General features: G+C 77.2%; 14 protein-coding genes. 8 read left to right on the forward strand and 6 right to left on the reverse strand.

All coding sequences use genetic code 11. From position 1 onward, the window contains the following. Positions 1-84: 84 nt before the first annotated feature. The 5 genes from ABD353_RS03550 (at position 85) to ABD353_RS03570 (ending at position 6,817) form a co-directional block, all read left to right on the forward strand. Positions 85-1,062 (forward strand): cobalamin biosynthesis protein, encoded by a 978-nt coding sequence (locus ABD353_RS03550; RefSeq protein ID WP_344622041.1) that lies wholly within the window; start codon positions 85-87, stop codon positions 1,060-1,062. 190 nt (positions 1,063-1,252) lie between these two features. Then, on the forward strand, positions 1,253-2,749 hold the full coding sequence (locus ABD353_RS03555; protein WP_344621956.1) for a cobyric acid synthase: 1,497 nt from the start codon (positions 1,253-1,255) through the stop codon (positions 2,747-2,749). Between the two features lie 26 nt (positions 2,750-2,775). Further along, the gene (locus tag ABD353_RS03560) at positions 2,776-4,863 is read left to right on the forward strand and encodes a putative cobaltochelatase (protein WP_344621957.1); all 2,088 of its coding nucleotides are present in this window, start codon (positions 2,776-2,778) and stop codon (positions 4,861-4,863) included. 3 nt (positions 4,864-4,866) lie between these two features. Next, positions 4,867-5,463: a cob(I)yrinic acid a,c-diamide adenosyltransferase gene (gene cobO, locus ABD353_RS03565; RefSeq protein ID WP_030266664.1), complete on the forward strand. Its 597-nt coding sequence runs from the start codon at positions 4,867-4,869 to the stop codon at positions 5,461-5,463. Between the two features lie 4 nt (positions 5,464-5,467). Beyond that, positions 5,468-6,817 (forward strand): cobyrinic acid a,c-diamide synthase CobB, encoded by a 1,350-nt coding sequence (locus tag ABD353_RS03570; protein WP_344621958.1) that lies wholly within the window; start codon positions 5,468-5,470, stop codon positions 6,815-6,817. A 19-nt stretch (positions 6,818-6,836) separates the two neighbouring features. On the opposite strand, the gene ABD353_RS03575 is transcribed toward ABD353_RS03570, so the two are convergent. Continuing rightward, the gene (locus ABD353_RS03575; protein WP_344622042.1) at positions 6,837-7,277 is read right to left on the reverse strand and encodes a nitroreductase family deazaflavin-dependent oxidoreductase; all 441 of its coding nucleotides are present in this window, start codon (positions 7,275-7,277) and stop codon (positions 6,837-6,839) included. A 171-nt stretch (positions 7,278-7,448) separates the two neighbouring features. On the opposite strand from ABD353_RS03575, the gene ABD353_RS03580 reads away from it, so the two are divergent. Beyond that, positions 7,449-8,156, forward strand: a complete 708-nt coding sequence (locus ABD353_RS03580; protein ID WP_344621959.1) for a TetR/AcrR family transcriptional regulator — start codon at positions 7,449-7,451, stop codon at positions 8,154-8,156. Positions 8,157-8,184: 28 nt separating this feature from the next. On the opposite strand, the gene ABD353_RS03585 is transcribed toward ABD353_RS03580, so the two are convergent. The 3 genes from ABD353_RS03585 to ABD353_RS03595 form a co-directional block, all read right to left on the reverse strand. Then, complete coding sequence (locus tag ABD353_RS03585; RefSeq protein WP_344621960.1) at positions 8,185-9,654, reverse strand: DUF4190 domain-containing protein; 1,470 nt, start codon at positions 9,652-9,654, stop codon at positions 8,185-8,187. 160 nt (positions 9,655-9,814) lie between these two features. Next, positions 9,815-11,404 carry an ABC transporter permease gene (locus ABD353_RS03590; protein ID WP_344621961.1) on the reverse strand — a complete coding sequence of 530 codons (1,590 nt, stop codon included), beginning with the start codon at positions 11,402-11,404 and terminating at the stop codon, positions 9,815-9,817. After that, positions 11,401-12,324 (reverse strand): ABC transporter ATP-binding protein, encoded by a 924-nt coding sequence (locus ABD353_RS03595; RefSeq protein WP_344621962.1) that lies wholly within the window; start codon positions 12,322-12,324, stop codon positions 11,401-11,403. The genes ABD353_RS03590 and ABD353_RS03595 overlap by 4 nt, the downstream gene beginning before the upstream one ends. A 116-nt stretch (positions 12,325-12,440) precedes the next feature. Between ABD353_RS03595 and ABD353_RS03600 the strand changes: the two genes are divergently transcribed. Both ABD353_RS03600 and ABD353_RS03605 read left to right on the forward strand, forming a co-directional pair. Further along, the gene (locus ABD353_RS03600) at positions 12,441-12,986 is read left to right on the forward strand and encodes a GbsR/MarR family transcriptional regulator (RefSeq protein ID WP_425555066.1); all 546 of its coding nucleotides are present in this window, start codon (positions 12,441-12,443) and stop codon (positions 12,984-12,986) included. A 68-nt stretch (positions 12,987-13,054) separates the two neighbouring features. After that, positions 13,055-13,930, forward strand: coding sequence for an FAD-dependent monooxygenase (locus ABD353_RS03605; RefSeq protein ID WP_425555067.1), 876 nt, complete (start codon positions 13,055-13,057; stop codon positions 13,928-13,930). Here the strand turns inward: ABD353_RS03605 and ABD353_RS03610 are convergent. Together ABD353_RS03610 and ABD353_RS03615 are read right to left on the reverse strand one after the other, a co-directional pair. Then, complete coding sequence (locus ABD353_RS03610) at positions 13,893-14,915, reverse strand: TolB family protein (protein WP_344621963.1); 1,023 nt, start codon at positions 14,913-14,915, stop codon at positions 13,893-13,895. The two genes, ABD353_RS03605 and ABD353_RS03610, sit on opposite strands and share 38 nt — an antisense overlap. After that, complete coding sequence (locus ABD353_RS03615; protein WP_344621964.1) at positions 14,912-16,288, reverse strand: MFS transporter; 1,377 nt, start codon at positions 16,286-16,288, stop codon at positions 14,912-14,914. Before ABD353_RS03615 ends, ABD353_RS03610 begins: the two co-directional genes overlap by 4 nt. Between the last annotated feature and the right edge of the window lie 3 nt (positions 16,289-16,291).

Consider the following 16,291-nt stretch of genomic DNA (forward strand, 5'->3'; position numbering starts at 1 on the left):
GACCCTGAGTGAGGACACGCACGCCATGCAGGCTGCCCAGCGGTCACCGCTGCGCCCCGACCGGGGAGCCGGGCCGTGGCCCGTCTGAGCTCCGCCCCCTACCTGCTGGGCGCCGTGGCCGGCCACCTCGCCGACACCGCCCTCGCCGACCCCCGCCGCGGCCACCCGGTCGCCCTCTTCGGCAGCGCCGCCGGACGCCTGGAGCGCCGGCTCTGGCGCGACCACCGGGGCGCCGGCACCGCCTTCACCGCGCTGAGCGTGGGCGCCGTCGCGGCCGGGGCCGCCCTCGCCGACCACGCGCTGCGGGGCCGTCCCGCGGCCCGCGCCGCGCTCGCCGCGGCCGCCGCCTGGACGGTCCTCGGCGGCACCTCGCTCACCCGGGAGGCCCGCGCGATCGGCCGCTCCCTGGAGGCCGGCGCCCTCGCCGCCGCCCGCGGGCGGCTCCCCCACCTGTGCGGGCGCGACCCGAGCGCCCTGGACGAGCAGCAGATCGCCCGCGCCGTCGTCGAGTCCGTCGCCGAGAACACCGCCGACGCGGTCGTCAACGCCCTCACCTGGGGCGCGCTGGCGGGCACCCCCGGGCTGCTGGCCTTCCGGGCCGTCAACACCCTGGACGCGATGGTGGGCCACCGCTCGCCCCGCCACCTGCGCTTCGGCTGGGCCTCCGCCCGGCTCGACGACGTGGCGGGCTGGCCGGGCGCCCGGCTCACCGCGCTGCTGACCGTCGCCGCCGCGGAGCACCCGCGGGCCGCCTGGAAGGTCTGGCGGCGCGACGGGTCGTCACACCCCAGCCCCAACGCCGGACAGGCCGAGTCGGCCTTCGCCGGCGGCCTCGGCGTCCGCCTCGGCGGCACCCTGCGGTACGGCGAGCGTGTCGAGCACCGCCCCGTCCTCGGCGCCGAACTCCGCCCGGTCGCCGTCGCGGACATCGAACGCGCCTGCCGCCTCTCCCGCCGCGTCGGCATCCTGGCCCTGGCCGTCACCACGGCCGCCCGCGGCCTCACCGGCCTGGCACGGGGACGTCGGGGGCGGGATGCCCGTGAGCCGGGGAGGAAGCGATGACGGCGGTTCGGCGGGTCGCCGGGTGCGCAGGAGGAGTACGGGCCACTCGCGGGCGCACCGGACTGGTCGGCGCCCCCGGGATGCCCACCGTCGCGGCCGGCGTGCCCACTCGCGCCCCGGGAATGCCGGCCGTTGCGGCCGGGACGGCCGTTCTCACCGCCGGCGCCACACGTAAGCAAGGGAGTGTCACGTGACGAAGGCTCTGCTGGTGGCAGGGACGACCTCGGACGCGGGCAAGAGCGTGGTCACGGCGGGGATCTGCCGGTGGCTGGCCCGGCAGGGGGTGCGGGTGGCGCCGTTCAAGGCGCAGAACATGTCGCTGAACTCCTTCGTCACCGCGGACGGCGCCGAGATCGGCCGCGCCCAGGCGATGCAGGCGCAGGCCGCCATGGTGGCGCCGGAGGCGGCGATGAACCCGGTGCTGCTGAAGCCGGGGGCGGACGGCCGCAGCCAGGTGGTGCTGCTCGGCCGGCCGGTCGCCGAGGTCGGGGCGCTGGACTACCGCGAGCGCAAGCCCGTCCTGCTGGAGCGGGCGCTGGAGTGCCTGGCGGACCTGCGCAGCCGGTACGAGGTGGTGGTCTGCGAGGGCGCCGGCTCGCCCGCGGAGATCAACCTGCGGGACCGGGACATCGCCAACATGGGCCTGGCCACGGCGGCGAACCTGCCGGTGGTGGTGGTCGGCGACATCGACCGCGGCGGCGTGTTCGCGGCGATGTACGGCACCCTGGCGCTGCTGTCCGCGCAGGACCAGGCGCTGGTGGCGGGCTGGTTCGTGAACAAGTTCCGCGGGGACGCCCGGCTGCTGGCGCCGGGGCTGGAGATGCTGCGGGAGCTGACGGGCCGTCCGGTGCTGGGCACGCTGCCGATGCTGTCCGGCCTGTGGCTGGACGCCGAGGACTCGCTGGACCTGTCGACGGCGGTGGAGAACCGTCCGACCGCGGCCCCGCACGGCGCGGAGGTGCTGCGGGTGGCCGTGGTGCGGCTGCCGCGGCTGTCGAACTTCACCGACGTGGACGCGCTGGCCCAGGAGCCGGGCGTGCTGGTCCGCTGGGCGACCCGGCCGGAGGAGCTGGCCGACGCCGACCTGGTGGTGCTGCCCGGCACCCGGGCGACCGTGGCCGACCTGGACTGGCTGCGCGGCCGCGGGCTGGACACCGCCCTGCAGGCGCGGGCCGCGGCCGGGCTGCCCGTACTCGGCGTGTGCGGCGGCTACCAGATGCTGTCCCGGGAGATCGTCGACGCGGTGGAGTCGAAGGCGGGCGCCGTCGAGGGCCTCGGGCTGCTGCCGACCCGGGTGGAGTTCGGCGCGGAGAAGGTGCTCGGCCGGCCGGTCGGCGAGGCGTACGGGGAGCGGGTCGAGGGGTACGAGATCCACCACGGCGTGGTGGCCGTCGAGGGCGGGGAAGCCTTCTTGGACGGCTGCCGGGTCGGCGCGGTGTGGGGGACGACCTGGCACGGCGCGCTGGAGAACGACGGCTTCCGCCGGGCGCTGCTGCGCGAGGTGGCGTCGGCGGCCGGGCGGGCCTTCGTCCCGGCGCCGGACACCTCGTTCGCCGCGGCGCGCGAGGAGCGGCTGGACCGGCTGGGCGACCTGATCGAGGAGCATGCGGAGACCGACGCGCTGTGGAAGCTGATCGAGGGCGGGGCACCGCAGGGGTTGCCGTTCGTGCCGCCGGGTGCGCCGTGAGCGGGGCCGTGAACATGGGAGAGCAGATGAGTGACGCCCGTTATCCGTTCACCGCGGTCGTCGGCATGGCCGACCTGCGGCTCGGGCTGCTGTTGAACGCGGTCTCGCCGGCCGTCGGCGGTGTGCTGGTGCGCGGCGAGAAGGGCACCGCCAAGTCGACCATGGTGCGCGCCCTGGCGGGGCTGCTGCCGTCGATCGGCACGGTCGCCGACTGCCGGTTCGCCTGCGACCCGGCGGCGCCGGACCCGCAGTGCCCGGACGGCGCGCACGGCGGCGCCGGGTCGCTGGAGCGGCCCGCGCACCTGGTGGAGCTGCCGGTCGGCGTCTCCGAGGACCGGATCGTCGGCTCGCTGGACCTGGAGCAGGCGCTCGCCGAGGGCGTCAAGGCGTACGAGCCGGGCCTGCTGGCCAGGGCGCACCGCGGCGTGCTGTACATCGACGAGGTCAACCTGCTGCAGGACCACCTGGTCGACCTGCTGCTGGACGCGGCGGCGATGGGCCGCTCGTACGTGGAGCGGGAGGGCGTGTCGGTGCGGCACGCCGCGCGCTTCCTGCTGGTGGGCACGATGAACCCGGAGGAGGGCGAGCTGCGGCCGCAGCTGCTCGACCGGTTCGGCCTGACGGTGGAGATCGCGGCGACCCGGGACCCGCAGGAGCGGGCCGAGGTGGTGCGCCGCCGGCTGGCCTACGACGCCGACCCGGCCGGCTTCGCCGCGCGGTTCGCCGAGGACGAGCGGGCGCTCGCGATGCGGATCACCGCCGCCCGGGAGCTGCTGCCGAAGGTGGAGCTGACGGACACGGCGCTCCGTCAGATCACCGCGGTCTGCGCGGCCTTCGAGGTGGACGGCCTGCGGGCGGACATCGTGATGGCCCGCACGGCCGTGGCGCTGGCGGCCTGGGCGGGGCGCACCGAGGTGCTGGAGGAGGACGTCCGCAAGGCCGCGCAGCTGGCGCTGCCGCACCGGCGGCGCCGCAACCCCTTCGACGCGCCCGGCCTGGACGAGGAGCAGCTGGACCGCACGCTGGAGGAGCACGCGGGCGCCGAGGAGGACGGCCCGGACGACACCGAACCGGACACCGACCCCGACGGCGGCGGCCCGCAGGACGAGGGCCCGGACGGCGGCCCGGACGGCCCCGGCGGCGGCCCGCAGGACGAGGGCCCGGACGGCGGCCCGGACGGATCGGCGGCCTCCGACCCCGCCCCGGATCCGGCCGGCGCCCCCGAGCAGGCCCCGCCGCCGCCCCGCCCCGCGCCCGGCGCCGGACGGGAGGCGGCCCCGGTCGCCGGCGCCGACCCGTACCGGACCCGGCTGTTCAAGGTGCCGGGCACCGGCCGGGGCGCCCGGGGACGGCGCTCGGCCGCGGAGACCGACGGCGGGCACACCGTGCGGGCGCGCCGCCCGCAGGGCCGCCTGGCCCGGCTGCACCTGACCGCGACGCTGCAGGCCGCCGCCCCGCACCAGGCCGCCCGCGGGCGGTCCGGGCGGGCGCTGGTGCTGGCCAAGGACGACCTGCGGGAGCAGGTGCGCCGCGGCCGGGAGTCCAACCTGGTGCTGTTCGTGGTGGACGCCTCCGGTTCGATGGCGGCCCGGCAGCGGATGGGCGCGGTCAAGGGCGCGGTGATGTCGCTGCTGATGGACGCCTACCAGCGGCGGGACAAGATCGGCATGATCACCTTCCGCGGCACCGGCGCCGAGCTGGCGCTGCCGCCGACCTCCTCGGTGGAGGTCGGCGCGGCCCGGCTGGAGCAGCTGCCGACCGGCGGGCGGACGCCGCTGGCCGCCGGGCTGCTGCGCGCCCACGAGGTGCTGCGGGTCGAGCGGATGCGCGACCCGGACCGCCGTCCGCTGCTGGTCGTCGTCACCGACGGCCGGGCCACCGGCGGGCGGGACGCCCTGGCGCAGGCCGAGCGGGCCGCGGGCCTGCTGGCCGGGCAGGGCGTGGCGAGCGTGGTGCTGGACTGCGAGTCCGGCCACGTCCGCCTCGGCCTGGCCCGCACCCTGGCGGCCCGCCTCGGCGGCCCCGCCGTCACCCTGGACGAGCTGCGCGCCGAGGGCGTGGCGGCGCTCGTCCGCGACCACCGTTCCGTCTCCACCCAGCGAAAGGCGGCCTGAGCCGTGCCCAAGGGAGTGCCCGAGAGTGTCCCCGACGACGGCCTGACGACCCGTCAGCGCCGCACCCTGCCGATCACCGCCGTGCACACCGGCCCGGGCAAGGGCAAGTCGACCGCCGCCTTCGGCATGGCGCTGCGCGCCTGGAACCAGGGCTGGCCGATCGGGGTGTTCCAGTTCGTCAAGTCCGCCAAGTGGAAGGTCGGCGAGGAGAACGCGCTGCGCGTGCTCGGCGCCTCCGGCGAGGGCGGCACGGTGGCCTGGCACAAGATGGGCGAGGGCTGGTCCTGGGTGCAGCGCGGCATGGAGTCCAGCGAGGAGGCGGCCAAGGAGGGCTGGGAGCAGGTCAAGCGCGACCTCGCCGCCGAGACCTACCGCTTCTACGTGCTGGACGAGTTCACCTACCCGATGCACTGGGGCTGGGTGGACGTGGACGAGGTGGTGTCGGTGCTGAAGGACCGCCCGGGCAGCCAGCACGTGGTGATCACCGGCCGGTACGCCAAGGAGCCGCTGACCGACTTCGCCGACCTGGTCACCGAGATGACCAAGGTCAAGCACCCCATGGACGCCGGCCGCAAGGGCCAGCGCGGTATCGAGTGGTAGTCCGTTGAACATCCCCCGTCTCGTCGTCGCCGCGCCCTCCTCCGGCGCGGGCAAGACCACCGTCGCCACCGGGCTGATCGCCGCGCTCGCCGCGCGGGGCCTCGCGGTCTCCCCGCACAAGGTCGGCCCGGACTACATCGACCCGGGCTACCACGCGCTGGCCGCCGGCCGCCCGGGCCGCAACCTGGACGCGTTCATGTGCGGGGAGGACCGGGTCGCGCCGCTCTTCCTGCACGGCGCGGCCGGGGCCGACGTCGCGGTGGTCGAGGGCGTGATGGGGCTGTTCGACGGGGCGGCGGGCCGCGGCGAGCTGGCCTCCACCGCGCAGGTCGCCAAGCTGCTGAAGGCACCGGTGGTGCTGGTGGTGGACGCCTCCTCGCAGTCCCGTTCGGTGGCGGCGCTGGTGCACGGCTTCGCCTCCTGGGACCCGCAGGTGCGCCTGGCCGGGGTGATCCTCAACCGGGTCGCCTCCGACCGGCACGAGCAGTTGCTGCGCGAGGCCCTGGAGGAGGGCTCCGGGGTGCCGGTGCTCGGCTGCGTGCGGCGCACCGCCTCGGTGGCGACTCCCTCGCGTCACCTGGGCCTGGTGCCGGCCGTGGAGCGCTCCGCGGACGCCCTGCGGGCGGTGCGGGACATGGGCGAGCTGGTCGCCGCCTCGGTGGACCTGGACGCGCTGCTGGCGCTGGCCCGCAGCGCCCCGCCGCTGGACGCCGAGCCGTGGTCCGCGGCCGCGGAGGTCTCCCCCGTCGCGGGCCGGCCGCGGGTCGCGCTGGCGGGCGGGGCGGCGTTCTCCTTCTCGTACGCGGAGAACGCCGAACTGCTGGCCGCGGCGGGCGCCGAGGTCGTGCCCTTCGACCCGCTGCGGGACGAGCGCCTGCCCGCCGGCACCCGGGCGCTGGTGGTCGGCGGCGGCTTCCCGGAGATGTACGTGGGTGAGCTGAGCGCCAACGCGGCGCTCCGGGCGGAGATCGCCGCGCTGGCCGCGGGCGGCGCGCCGATCGCCGCGGAGTGCGCCGGCCTGCTCTACCTGGGGCGGGAGTTGGACGGCAAGGAGATGTGCGGGGTGCTGCCGCACACGGCCCGGATGACCGAGCGGCTCACGCTGGGCTACCGGGAGGCGGTCGCGCTGGCGGACAGTCCGCTGGCGGTGGCGGGCACCCGGGTGCGCGGGCACGAGTTCCACCGCACGGTCTGCGAGCCGGGCGCCGGGGAGCAGCCCGCCTGGGGCTGGCGCGCGCCTGCCGGGCCGGCCGTCGAGGGGTTCGTGCAGGGCGCGGTGCACGGCTCGTACCTGCACCTGCACTGGGCGGGGGCGCCGCAGCTCGCGGAGCGGCTCGTCCGCGTGGCGCTCTGACGCCGGGGACGCGCCGCCGTCAGTTCGGGGCGAGCCGGAAGACCGGGTAACCGGGGGCGATCCGCAGCAGCTCGGCGTCGGAGGCGTCCGCGTCGACGCCGTCGAAGAAGACGCCGACCTCGAACTTCCAGCGCTTGAGGTAGGCACGGAGCACCGCGGGCTTCTCGGCGTCGGGGAGTTCGGCGGCGCGGAAGGCCTCGGCGCGGCGGCCGAGCCGGAGTTCGCCGGTGCCGGCGGCGCGCAGGTTGCGCACCCACTGGGTGTGGCCGCGCGGCGCGACCAGGTAGCGCTGCCCGTCGTGGGTGAGCAGGTTGACCGGGGTGGTGCGCCACTCGCCGCTCTTGCGGCCGCGCACGGCGAGGACGCGGGAGCCCCAGAGGCTGAGGCCGGCGCGGGTGAGGGCGGCGACGGTGCGGTTGGACAGGCCCAGCAGGGCGGCGCTGATCCGGCCGGTGGGCATCACGTAGCGGCTGGCGGCGTCGGACACGGGAACTCCCGGGGCAGTGAGCGGCGGACTCTTCAGAGAGCAGTGCTCTCGTTCCTGGACATGACTCTGCCACCGCCCCGGGCCACGGTCAAGAGCAGTGCTCTCGTTTCTGTGCGGCGCTCCCTCATATGGCAGGCTGTTCCCATGACCGCCATCAGGACCGCCCGCGAACGGGCCCGCGAGGAGCTCACCCGCGAGATCAAGCAGGAGGCCCGCAGGCAGCTCGCCTCCGAGGGCGCCCAGCGCCTGTCGCTGCGCGCCGTCGCCCGCGAGCTCGGCATGGCCTCGTCCGCGATCTACCGGTACTTCCCCAGCCGCGACGAGCTGCTCACCGCGCTGATCGTCGACGCCTACACCGACCTCGCCGACACCGCCGACGCGGCCCTGGCCGCCGCACCGGCCGCCCCCCGCGCCCGCTGGCGGGCCCTGTGCGGCGCCGTACGGGACTGGGCGCTCGCCCACCCGCACGAGTACGCGCTGGTCTACGGCACGCCCGTGCCCGGCTACCGCGCCCCGCAGGAGACGATCGAGCCGGCCGCCCGGCTCCCGATCGCGCTGATCACGGTGGTCCGGGAGGGCCGCCCGGACACTCCCGAGCCGGCCGAGCCGGCCGTGCCCGCGGGGCCCGCGGGGCCGCTCGGCGAGCAGCTCGCCCGGCTCCGCGCGGCGATCGCCCCCGGCCTGCCGGAGGCCGTGCTGGCCCGCGCCGCGATCGCCTGGACCCAGCTCTTCGGCATGATCGGGTTCGAGCTCTTCGGGCACCTGGTCGGGTCCTTCGACCCCGCGGACGCCTTCTTCGCGCACGCCGTCGAGGAGATGGCCGACCTGGTCGGCCTGCCCGCCGAGGGCTGACGCCCCGCCGGCCGCGCCCGGCGCCGGGTCAGCCCCGGGCCGGGGCGGCGCCGCCCGCCGACGGACGGCCGGGGCCGCGCAGATCGGCGACCGGGGCCGGGCTCTCCGTCCGCACGCCGCCGGGCGCGCCCCCGCCGTCGCGCTTGCCGTCGCCGGTCGCCAGGCCCAGCGCGGCCCGGACGGCCGCCGGGCGCTCGAAGCCCAGCAGCCCCTCGGCCGCGTCGAGTTCGCGCTCCAGCACCTTCGGGTCGGTGGCCGCCCCGGCCGCCTGCAGGTGCGGCAGCGCCTGCTTCAGCTCGTCCTTGAGCGCGCCGACCGGAGCGGCGGCCAGCCCGCCCCAGCTGCGCCGGCCCAGGTCGTCGACCTCCCCGCCGACCGCGGTGGAGAGCTTCTTCGCCCACTCCCGGTAGGCGGCCGGGTCGGCGGCGGGCTTCGCCTGCGGCTGCTCGTCGTACGCCCGGTCGACCCGGTGCTCGGCACGGAGGTAGGCCATCTGCTCGTCGTTCAGCCCCGTGCGGTCCTGGCGCACCGTGCCCGTGGCCACCGAGCTGCTGTCGGTCAGGAAGCAGGTGGCGTAGTGGTCGTCGTCCAGCGCCCAGGTCGCCGCGTCCGGGTAGAAGAAGTGGATCTCCATGTCCTCCGGGACGGCCCAGCTGTCCGGCGCGTAGTCGAACAGCGTCTCGGCGCAGCCCTTCTTGGCGTCGGCGACGACGCCGTCCTTGCCGGGGTAGGCGGCGGCGGTGAAGTGCGGGGTGGCGTACACCTCGCCGTAGTGCGGCTCGGAGCAGTCCACCGTCTCGACGTCCGTGAGGTCCTCGCCCTTGCCGCTGCCGAGCTTGACGAAGCACTCCCCGGCGGTGAGGTCGAAGACCCCGGTGGTGGCCGTCCGGTCGGAGCCGTTCTCGTCCCGGAAGGGTGCGGTGCCCAGCGGGCCGCGGTCGTCGAGGACCACGCCCAGCACCATCAGCACGGCCAGCACGACGGCCCAGAAGCCGCCGAGCACGACACCGGCGATCGCCAGCCCGCGGCCGCGCTCGTTGCGCGCCCTGACGGTGCGCAGGGCGGCCACGCCGAAGGCGATCGCGCCGACCCACATGCAGCAGGCGATGCCGAGGACGCCCAGCACGAACGAGGTGATCGCGTAGCCGTTCCAGGCGGTCGGCGGGCCGAGCGGCGGCTGCTGCCAGCCGTACGGGCCCGCGCCGGCCCCCCAGGCGCCGCCGCCCCACGGGGCCGCGGGCGGCACGGCACCCGGCGGCACCGCGCCGGGCGGGACGGCACCGAACGGGAGGTCGCCGGGCGGCGGGGCGAACGCCCGTGCCAGTGCCTCGTCCTGGGCCGGCGCGGTGTACGGGTTCGGCACGGGCGCACCGTAGGGCGGCGGCGGGGTCTGCTGCGGGTCCTGCCGGGGTTCCTGCGGCGGGGCGAAGGCCCGGGCGAAGGCGTCGTCCCGGGCCGCCCGGTCGTCCGGCTGAGGGCTGTACGGGTCGGACGGCATGCGGGCTCCCTGTGCGCTGGTGCGCGCCGGACACTGGTCGTTCGACGGCGGCGCGAATATAGCGGATCACTAGGACGCCCGTCCGACCGTATTCGGGCCCCGGACGGGCCGGCCCGCGAACTCCCCCTCCGCCGCCGGGCCGTCCGCCCGGCACCGCGGCTCAGCCCAGGTCGCGGCGGTCCAGCGCGGCCAGGCCGACGGCGGCCGCCACGGCGGCGAGCGCGGTCAGCCAGAGCAGCGGGACGGCGGTGAAGGCGCCGCCCGGCAGGTGCGGGGTGTGGGTGAACGGGGAGAGGTCCAGGGCCCACTGCGGCAGGCGCAGCACGGGGCCGAGCCAGCCGATCAGCAGGAAGAACGCCAGCGCGCCCCACGCCGCCGTGCTCCACCGGGGCGCCAGCCCGACCACGGCGAGCGCGACCGCCGCGACCAGCCACACCGCGGGCAGTTGGGCGAGCGCGGCGGGCACCAGCCGGGCGACGGCCCGCCCGGTGCCGCCCATCGCGGCACCCTGGCCGAGACCGGTGAAGACCCCGGCGACGGCCAGCAGCACGGCGCTGCCGGCCAGCGGGAAGAGCAGGTGCCCGCCGGCCCAGCGGAGCCGGGAGACGGCGGTCGCGAGGACGGGCTCGGCCCGGCCGGAGGTCTCCTCGGCGCGCAGCCGCAGCACCGCCTGCACCGCGTAGCCGGCGACGACCATGCCGAAGAGGTTGGTCATGGTGCCGAAGTAGGCGTCCAGGACGCCCTGGCGGCCGCCCAACCGGGCGATCACGTCGGCGACCCGGGCGTTGTCGCCGACCAGGTCGACGACGCCGCGGGAGACCCCGCCGAAGACCAGGCCGGCCGCGGCGAGGCCGCCGGCCCAGCCGATCAGGGTGCCGCGGTGCAGCCGGGCGGCGAGCGCGGTGGCGGTGCGCAGCCCGGGGGCGCCGGCCGCGGGGCCCGGGCGCTGCGGCAGCAGGCCGGCGCCGAGGTCGCGCCGGGCGACCAGGGCGTAGGCGGCCGCGACGGCGAGCGCGGTGCCGGCGGCGGGGAGCAGCAGCGCCCACCAGCGGTCCCCGGCGAAGGGGCGGACCTGCTCGGCCCAGCCGATCGGCGAGAGCCAGCCCACCCAGGCCGGGCCGGTGTCGCCGCCGGCGCGCAGCAGGGCGGCGGTGCCGAGCAGGGCGCCGGCCAGGCCGTTGGCGGCGCGGGCGGTGCCGGCGACCTGGGCGGTGACGGCGGCGGTGCCGGCGAAGAGCATCCCGCAGCCGCCGAGGGCGAGTCCGAAGGCGAGCGAGCCGGCGGGGGCCTCGCCGGTGGCGGCGAGGCAGCCGGCGACGAGCGCGGCGAGCACCAGGTTGGCGGTGGCGGCGGCGAGCAGCGCGGCGGTGAGCGGGGCGCGGCGGCCGACCGCGCCGGCGCCGACGAGTTCGAGCCGGCCGTCCTCCTCCTCGGCCCGGGTGTGCCGGACGACCAGCAGGGTGCTCATCAGGCCGGCCAGGACGGCGCCGAAGACGCCCATCCGCCAGGCCGTCAGCCCGCCGATGGTGGACGCGTCGTGCAGGGGGCCGTAGAGGGCGCGCAGCGAGGTGTTGGCGGCGATGCCGGCGGCGAAGCGGAGCCGGGCGTCCTCGGTGTCGTACAGCGAGCGGAAGGACACGGCGGTGGAGACGACCGAGGCGGCGAGCACGTACACCCAGGCGGGCAGCACGATACGGTCGCGGCGCAGGGCGAGGCGCAGCAGGACGGGGGTGCCGGCGAGGGTGTTCACCGGGTCACCGCCGGGTCGGGCGACCGGTCGCCGCGGTCGGGGGTGCCGGGCTGTTCGTAGTGGCGCAGGAACAGCTCCTCCAACGTGGGCGGCCGGCTGGTGAGGCTGCGCACGCCGACGGCGGTGAGGGCGCGCAGCACCTCGTCGAGCCGGTCCGCGTCGACCTGGCAGCGCACCCGCCGGCCGTCGGTGACGAGGTCGTGCACGCCCGTCAGCTCGGGCGGCGGGCCGGCGAGTTCGGCGTCGATCGCGGTGCGGGTGAGGTGCCGCAGCTCGGCCAGGGTGCCGGTCTCCACGGTGCGGCCGGCGCGGATGATGCTGACGCGGTCGCAGAGCGCCTCGACCTCGGACAGGATGTGGCTGGAGAGCAGCACGGTGCGGCCGCGGTCGCGCTCCTCGGCGACGCAGGTGCGGAAGACCTCCTCCATGAGCGGGTCGAGGCCGGAGGTGGGCTCGTCCAGGACGAGCAGTTCGGCGTCGGAGGCGAGGGCGGCGACCAGGGCGACCTTCTGACGGTTGCCCTTGGAGTAGGTGCGGCCCTTCTTGGTGGGGTCGAGTTCGAAGCGTTCCAGCAGGTCGGCGCGGCGGGCGGGGTCGAGGCCGCCGCGGAGCCGGCCGAGCAGGTCGATGGCCTCGCCGCCGGAGAGGTTCCGCCAGAGGGTGACGTCACCGGGCACGTAGGCGAGGCGGCGGTGCAGGTCGACGGCGTCCCGCCAGGGGTCGCCGTCCAGCAGCCGGACGGTGCCGGCGTCGGCGCGCAGCAGGCCGAGCAGGACGCGGACGGTGGTCGACTTGCCGGAGCCGTTCGGGCCAAGGAAGCCGTGCACCTCACCGCGGGCGACGGCGAGGTCCAGCCCGTCCAGGGCGCGCGTCCGGCCGAAGTCCTTGACCAGGCCGGTCACCGAGATGGCGGTCGTCATGGCTCGACGGTACTCTCGATTCACAGATTCGTGAAGTTCATGAATTCAGTGGATTTCCGCAAGGGCCGACCGGTCCCCGATGATGGTCCGGACGGTCGTGGCACGGGGCGGGAGGCGTGGTGGAACGGGACGGCGCGGCGGTCGGGGCCTTCGTGGAGCGCTTCGCCGCGGTGATGGCCGACGCCGGCTTCCCCCGGATGCCCGCCCGGGTCTTCACCGCCCTGCTCGCCAGCGACTCCGGCCGGCTGACGGCCGCCGAACTCGCCGACACGCTGCAGATCAGCCCGGCCGCGGTGTCCGGCGCGGTGCGCTTCCTCGGCCAGGTCAACCTGGTCACCCGCGAACGCGAGGCGGGCTCCCGCCGGGACCGCTACCGGGTGCACGACGACGCCTGGTACGAGGCCTCCGTCCACCGCGACCGGGAGCTCGTCCGCTGGGAGTCGAGCCTGCGCGAGGGCATCGAGGCGCTCGGCCCCGACACCCCGGCCGGGGCCCGGCTGGCCGAGTCGCTGGCCTTCTTCGGCTTCATGCGCGAGGAGCTGCCCGCCCTGCTCGGCCGCTGGCACGACCGGCGCGAGCAGCTGCGCACGGAACTGACGCAGCCCCAGGACGCCGGGCACCCGCCGACGCGGGCTCAGGACGCCAGCAGCGCGTCCAGGTAGCGGGCGGCCTCGGCCCTCAGCTCCTGCGGCCCCGGCACACCGAGGGCGCGGCCCGCACCGGCCGCGGTGTGGAAGACGACGCCCTCGCACCAGCGGACCAGCCGCCGGGCGTCCCCGGCGACGCCCGCCGGCCCGCCCGGGTCACGGCCGGCGGCACCGAGGGCGAGGCCGACCTGGTGGTGGCCGCCGACGGGCTGCGCTCCGCCGCCCGCGCGCTGCTGCTGCCCGGACACCCCGGCCCGCGCTACTCCGGCTTCACCACCTGGCGCACCGTCGTCCCCGACCCCGGCCGTCCGGTGCCGGCCGGCGAGACCTGGGGCCGCGGCGCGCTCACCGGCGTCATCCCGCTCACCGGCGGCCGGGTCTACCTCTACGCCGCCGCGCTCACCCCGCCCGGCGGCCGGGCCGCGGACGGCGACGAACGCGCCGAACTGCTGCGCCGGTACGGCGACTGGCACCGGGGGCTGGTCGACCTGCTGCACTCCGCCGACCCGGCGGCCGTGCTGCGGCACGACGCGTGGGAGCTCGCCGACCCGCTGCCCGCCCTGCACGGCGGCCGGGTCGCCCTGCTCGGCGACGCCGCCCACGCCATGACGCCCTTCCAGGGGCAGGGCGCCTGCCAGGCACTGGAGGACGCCGTCGTCCTCGCGCACGCACTCGCCGGGGCGGCCGTCACCGGCGCCCTCGCCGCCTACACCGCGGCCCGGCTGCCCCGCACCACCGCCGTCACCGCCGGCTCGCGCCGGGTCGGCCGGCTGGTCGGGCTGCGGGCCGCCCCCGCGGTCGCCCTGCGGACGCCCTCCTCGCGGCGGCCGGCCGGCTGCCCGAACGGACGGCCGTCCGGGCCGCGGCGTCGCTGCTGGACTGGCGGCCGCCGGCGGAGCGGACGGCCCGCCCGGCGGCCGGTCAGCCGAGGTAGGCCGGGGCCACCGCGGAGCGGGTGAGGACGGCGGGGCTGCCGGAGCCGTCGGCCGGGACGGTCCAGAGGTCGGCCCCGTAGTCCCCGGCCAGGGCGTACACCAGGGTGCGGCCGTCGGCCCACAGCGCCTGGTCGTCGATGTTGCGCTGCTCGGCGGTGGCGGTCTCGGTCATGGTGGCGAGGTCGAGCACGTACAGCCGCCACGGCGCGTCCGGGGAGGCGCCGGCCACCCGCTTCTTGTAGGCCACCCGGGTGCCGTCCGGCGAGAGCGAGGGGCACTCGACGTTCTGGTGCAGGGTGGTGAGCGTCCGGGCGCCGAGGTCGCCGCGGACGAGGTAGGTCCTCCCGCCGGTGGCGACGGTGGCGTAGAAGCCGTTGTCGTCGGCGAAGGTGACGCCCCAGATGTTGGTGTCGGGAGACTTCAGCGGCTTGCCGCCGTCGAGGACGGTGAAGGTCTCCAGGTTGTCGTAGAGGGTCCAGCCGCGGGTGTCGACGATCGAGGTGCGGGTGGAGAAGTCGGTGCCCGCGTACGAGTCGCCGCTGACGAAGACCGTCCAGGCGGCAAGGTGGCCGGAGGGCGAGACCCGGGAGCGGGTGGGGATGCCCGCCGCCGGGTACCGCTTGAGCTCGTGCAGGCCGGCGTCGAGGACGACCGCGGTGTAGCGGTCGCCCAGCCCCTCCTGCTCGCCCTGCAGGCAGATGCCGGTGCCCGCGGCGGCGTGGAAGCGCAGGCACCTGAGACCGGAGGCGGTCCGCGGGCCGTCCGGCCGGTCCGCGGGCACCGCGGTGATCTCGTCGCGGTGCGGCCCCCAGGCGGTGGAGCGGAACAGCAGCCGGCGGGGCCCGTCCGGGGCGAGCGGGACGGGGCCGGGGGTGATCACGGGACCGCCCGCCTGCTCCCGGTCCTTGCGGCCGGAGCGGTCGGCGGCGTGCAGCACCGCCACCGTGCCGACCGCCCCGAGCAGGAGGACGGCGGCCAGCAGGGTCAGCAGGCGGGCGGTGCGCGTCATGCAGGGTGCTCCTCGGTGGTGCCGGTGTCGGGCGGGGAGTCGGGGGTGTGCGGGGAGCCGGGGGTGCGGATCAGCAGGAAGGCGGCACCGGCGGCCACGGCCAGCGCCGCGGCGGCGACCGCCAGCACCGGCCGCCCGCCCCAGAGGGTCCAGCCGGCGCCGAACGCCAGCGAGCAGCCGAAGCGGGCCAGCGCCTGCCCGGTGCCCACCAGGGCGAGCCCGGCGCCCTGCTGCTCGGCGGGCACGGTCGCGGAGGCGGCCGCGGCCAGCACGCCGTCGGTCGCCGCGTAGAACGAGCCGTGCAGCAGCAGTACGACCGGCGCCGCCCACCAGGCGTGCAACGGGGCGAGCAGCAGCCCGTACCCGGCGAGCAGCACCAGGTGGCCGAGCAGGAAGAGCCTGCGGCGGCCGATCCGGTCCGCGGCCGCGCCGAAGGGCACGGCCAGCAGCAGGAAGGCGGCCGCGGTGCCGAGCGGCAGCAGCGGGAAGAGGTGCGCCGGCAGGTCGAGCCGGCGCTGCAGCAGCAGGTACAGGAAGGAGTCGCTGACGGTGGTCAGACCGAGCAGGACGGCGGCCAGGGTGAGCCGCCGCAGCGCGGGCAGCCGCAGCAGGGCCAGCGAGTCGCGCAGGGCGGGGCGCGGCCCGCCGGCGGGGGCGGCGGTGGCGGCGCGACCCGGGACGAAGAGCAGCAGCACCAGCACGCCGAGCGCGGCGACGCACGCGGAGACGGCGAAGACCGCGTCGTAGCCGTCGGCGGCGAACCGGAGCAGGGCGAAGGCGACCAGCGGGCCGAGCAGCGCGCCGGTGGTGTCCATGGCCCGGTGCACGCCGAACGCCCGCCCGCGGTGCTCGGGCGCGGTGGCCAGCGAGATCAGGGCGTCGCGCGGGGCGGTGCGCAGCCCCTTGCCGGTGCGGTCGACCGCCAGCACCGCGCTGATCAGCGGCAGGGTGTGGGCGAGCAGCAGCGGCTTGCAGACCGCGGACAGGCCGTAGCCGATCGCGGCGACGGCCTTGTGCCTGCCCCGGCCGCCGTCCGCGGCGTGCCCGCCGACCAGCCGGACGAGGGCGCCGACACCGTTGTTGATGCCGTCGAGCAGGCCGAAGCCGAGCGGGGAGAGCCCGAGTCCGGCGACCACGTACAGCGGCAGCACCGCGCCGACCATCTCCGAGGAGACGTCGGTGATCAGGCTGACCGCGCCGAGGGCCAGGACGGTGCCGGGCACCGCGGCGGCGCGCCGCCCCGGGCGGATGCCCGGGACGGCGGCCGGATCGGTGCTGCGGCTCGCGGCGCTGCCGGCGTCGCCGCTGCCGGCCGCGGTGCGGCCGGCCCCGGTGGTGGCGGCCTTGGTGCTGCGGGAGTCCGCGAGGTACACGGG

This window comes from Kitasatospora arboriphila, from assembly GCF_039528095.1.
Lineage (GTDB): Bacteria > Actinomycetota > Actinomycetes > Streptomycetales > Streptomycetaceae > Kitasatospora > Kitasatospora arboriphila.

Coding starts and splice junctions, on each gene's coding strand:
- ABD353_RS03575 (WP_344622042.1), bottom strand. CDS start 7,277: ATGCCCACCGGCCGGATCAGCGCCGCCCTGCTGGGCCTGTCCAACCGC.
- ABD353_RS03595 (WP_344621962.1), bottom strand. CDS start 12,324: ATGACGACCGCCATCTCGGTGACCGGCCTGGTCAAGGACTTCGGCCGG.
- ABD353_RS03585 (WP_344621960.1), bottom strand. CDS start 9,654: ATGCCGTCCGACCCGTACAGCCCTCAGCCGGACGACCGGGCGGCCCGG.
- ABD353_RS03610 (WP_344621963.1), bottom strand. CDS start 14,915: ATGACGCGCACCGCCCGCCTGCTGACCCTGCTGGCCGCCGTCCTCCTG.
- ABD353_RS03560 (WP_344621957.1), top strand. CDS start 2,776: ATGAGTGACGCCCGTTATCCGTTCACCGCGGTCGTCGGCATGGCCGAC.
- ABD353_RS03580 (WP_344621959.1), top strand. CDS start 7,449: ATGACCGCCATCAGGACCGCCCGCGAACGGGCCCGCGAGGAGCTCACC.